Source organism: Pseudomonadota bacterium, assembly GCA_026388255.1.
GTDB lineage: Bacteria > Desulfobacterota > Syntrophorhabdia > Syntrophorhabdales > Syntrophorhabdaceae > JAPLKB01.
Genome location: JAPLKC010000056.1, coordinates 7,895 through 11,499, shown reverse-complemented (window position 1 = coordinate 11,499; position 3,605 = coordinate 7,895). Strand labels below are relative to the sequence as shown.

4 protein-coding genes are annotated in these 3,605 nt (G+C 43.0%); all 4 read right to left on the bottom strand.

Going from position 1 to position 3,605, the window contains the following annotated elements; translation table 11 throughout:
* Positions 1 to 829: 829 nt before the first annotated feature.
* The 4 genes from NT178_07220 to NT178_07205 all read right to left on the bottom strand — a co-directional run bounded on the left by NT178_07220 (position 830) and on the right by NT178_07205 (position 3,397).
* Positions 830 to 1,198: a hypothetical protein gene (locus NT178_07220; protein MCX5812320.1), complete on the bottom strand. Its 369-nt coding sequence runs from the start codon at positions 1,196 to 1,198 to the stop codon at positions 830 to 832.
* Positions 1,199 to 1,230: 32 nt separating this feature from the next.
* The gene (locus NT178_07215; protein MCX5812319.1) at positions 1,231 to 2,175 is read right to left on the bottom strand and encodes a hypothetical protein; all 945 of its coding nucleotides are present in this window, start codon (positions 2,173 to 2,175) and stop codon (positions 1,231 to 1,233) included.
* A gap of 26 nt (positions 2,176 to 2,201) precedes the next feature.
* Positions 2,202 to 2,906 carry a hypothetical protein gene (locus NT178_07210; protein MCX5812318.1) on the bottom strand — a complete coding sequence of 235 codons (705 nt, stop codon included), beginning with the start codon at positions 2,904 to 2,906 and terminating at the stop codon, positions 2,202 to 2,204.
* Between the two features lie 104 nt (positions 2,907 to 3,010).
* Positions 3,011 to 3,397: a hypothetical protein gene (locus NT178_07205; protein ID MCX5812317.1), complete on the bottom strand. Its 387-nt coding sequence runs from the start codon at positions 3,395 to 3,397 to the stop codon at positions 3,011 to 3,013.
* Positions 3,398 to 3,605: the final 208 nt, after the last annotated feature.

Genomic DNA, 3,605 nt, shown 5'->3' with positions numbered 1-3,605 from the left:
GGGTCATCTTTGGAATTCTTTTCTGTTGATCCTCCTGAACTTCTTCAGAATATCCCAGGGAGGCAAGAAAAATGAGAATAACAGGAATTAACCAGAATTTTTTCATGTACTTACCTTATCACAGCATTATGCCCTTTTCCACAGATTATTGAAATAACATGCAGTTTTCAAATATCTACCAAAAAACTGCCAACAGTTACTGTCATGAGATACCTTAGATCTCTTAAATGAAATGACATCAGATCTACCACTCGTCCTTGTTTGAGGGGCAACCGAATCCTCTTTGTATCCTAAGGTGGACGTAAATTATCTATCTTTTTAAAAACACTTATTGCCATTTTTGTCAAAGCACATGATGGTTTCATTACTGTAGTCAGCTTCATTAATTGCGAGTTCCTTTCTCATTCATGCTGGTCCGAACTCATTTTTCGCTGAAGCTACATGGAAATTGAGTGCACAATCCACAAGTGGCTATAGGAATGTGACAATACTTGCACCAGATTGCTATCACAATATTCAGCGCCGAGTCCTTAAACGTGACACACTTCGGACCTGCATCGCCACAGATGTCGCCTGGGTCGCTGCAAGGTGTGCACATCATGTGTTTCCAACTCCAGCAATTACCGTACCACCCGTGACATGTGTTGTCATTGCAAATAATCCCGTAATCCGGGCAACTGGCAGAAAGAATCGCCGGCGTTCCAAGGAACCCCGCAAACAGACCAACTACCACTAATAATAGTGTTGTTTTCTTCATGACACACCTCCACTATTTATTTTTATATACTACATATCTGCACCACAAGACCCTCCTTTGCAAATCGTCCTGTTATGGCAAACCCTCACAGGAAGCGCTAAAGATTGTACCTTTCGTTGTAATTGTTACATTGTCAGAAATGGAGTTCAAGGACAATTCTGAGGTGCTGCAAAGTGTCCCCTGACCTACTTCATGGATCACTATCTGTATTGAGGGGATAGCTTGGGGGTTAAGCGACGGCACGCATTTTGTAAATCCTGCTGTGACATCGCCTGTTTCAAATACTTGCGTGTATGATGTAGAACTCCCGTTATAGACCAGAAGTTTGGCAATATAACCACCTTTGTTGTGCAGGCATATAGTCTTGAAATCTGCGTTGGCAATGCTGTCGAATCCAAGGAAAATACAAAACGTAATAAAAATCAAAAATACTTTTCTCATGTGAAACCTCCTTATCGGATATCTGGTTTTTGTCAATCGCAAGGTCTAACCCCTTCACCTCCCATGAGGTTTATCAGTTCCTCTACAAGAGATACAAAGCGGCTGGCATCTTTTTTGAAAGCAGTAATCTCCGTTGTCGGAGGTATACCGTTTTTTTTGTAGGAAGCAAACATATTCTTTGCAGAGCTTGCCAGATCGCCCCGAGCTTTTAAAACATCGGCATACAATTCGGTCCTTTTCTCTTTACCCTTTAGACCGACTGATGCCAGCCCTTTAAACCTTCCTGCTACTGCATCAAGTGTAGTAATCTTTGCAAAAAAGCGATCGCCCTCTCCTCTGTTTTTCATCAATATGCACGCATATGACTCCTGGATAACATCGAGTGCAGTAACCATCATTTCTGCAAGGCTGAGCATGGCATGTAATTCGGGGTCTTTTTTAATAATCTCCGGGGTAATGCCGGCAAGCAGGGTGTCCTTCATCACTTTACTGATCTTTTCATAGTTATCAATTGCACGTTCAATATGGGCAAGTTTTTGAGGCGGTACAGCAGAGTTCCTTGATGTCCCATCAACCAACGCAAGCGCTATCTGTTCAAATATTTCCTGTGCGCCATAAAGCCGGAAATAAGCCTTAGCTGCCTTGTCTTCGCCATAAAGATCAATCTTCGCCAAATTCCCGTATTGCCTCATTATCCGGTGGAATGAAAGCATCTTTTGATAAAATGCATCTTTGTCACCCTGGTCATGGAGGAGTATGTACAACAGGACATCTCCGGCACCCCCTATGATATCCGAATCGATCCTGTAAGCATAGATGGCTTTCCATTCAGACCTCATTTGTTCGGTCTGTTTGCATGTAACTTTTTTGTTTGACGATGTTGTTGTATCGGCAGCATCGGCAGGAACAGGAAACATCGTGAATACAGCAGCCATAAGCAAAACTGCCGATAATAAATTAAATAGCTTTTTGTTCATCCGATTCCTCCGTGTATTGCATCTTTTTATTTCCCTTTCTTCTCGATCTTCAGTACAGAATGAGCCATATAGTTGTTTCCTTCCTTGTCATAGCCGACACGGACTGTATCGCCTATTTTAATAGTTTTGTTGCCGACAATAGTTGCCTGGGATGTATTAAAGGTAATGTCAACTTCATCAATAACGAGTTCTTTGAGGATCGTATCTTTCTCATGGAAAAAGAACTCTCCTTCCATGGTTGCCTTGACAGTCATGCTTTTCTTTGCAGAATCGATGGCAGTCACTTTACCAAGAAAGGTCTGGATGGCGGAACGTGATTGTCTTTTAGGGATGACAAAGACAGTATGGGCAATATAGGTATTTCCCTTTTTATCGTAACCTATTCGGACAAGTTGTCCTCTGGTAATGCCGGAGATATCTTTGACACCCTGAAACTTTGCTGTAGAGGCATCGAAGGCAATATCCATCTCATCGGTCTCGAATTCTTTGAAGAGGGTATCCTTATCGGCAAGGTAGTATTCGGTCTCCATCACGGCGGCAATGATAATTGTTTTTTTCTCAACATTAACTACCTTTACCCTTCCGGCAAAGGTCTGGATCATGGAGCGTTCCGTCTTCTTTTCCGCTGTCTTCCCGGGTTGCGGTTTTACCTTCTCTGCGCAGAACAGATCATTGGTTGAAAAAAAAGTAAGAATCATAAAGACAAAACATAAGATTAAAAGCTTTTTCATTGGTGGTACCTCCTTTGCTTCGTAATATTCTTTATTCATCTCCAGCCCGTACCTGACCGAATTCACAACATGTCACGTCCGGTTAAACACTTAGAGTCAGATCATTATTTTTTGATCGGACCGATTGGGCCAGTATTGCCGATTGGGCCAACAGAAGTATCCTTGCACCATGATCCGTGACAATTACCGCCTGTATCCCAGCACGATACCCCGTAACTGCCCTGTGTGCCGTTGCATGCCCAGCAATTGCCTTGACACGCCGAATATTGGCTATTGCAGTGAGCAGCCGGTTCCGTGCTTCCGCTACACCAGTCACAGCTTAGCTCCTTCCATTTCCAGCACATACCGCAAGTGACACTTCCTAACAGACTTCCTTTTCCGGCATTTGCATAACATGAACCATGCCAGTCGCTGCAGTCGGCATAACCAAATCCTGCAAACCCCGGGATACTCACCATTACAAGCAGGCTTACCAATACTGTCAGTTTCATAACATTCCTCCTTTTCTTTTTTACTCTTTCTGACGGTTATCTTAATCCTTAATCCTCAGTTCACAATCTAACCATCGAGTTGCCATATCAGCATCGGCGGTATTTTTAAGCCCGACCACAAAACCAAGGAGCGATATTGCCCCTTCTCAACAAAAATCATATTTAGTCCGGAAAGAGTTTTTTTCCACCCCGGTAGAGTCAATCTGTG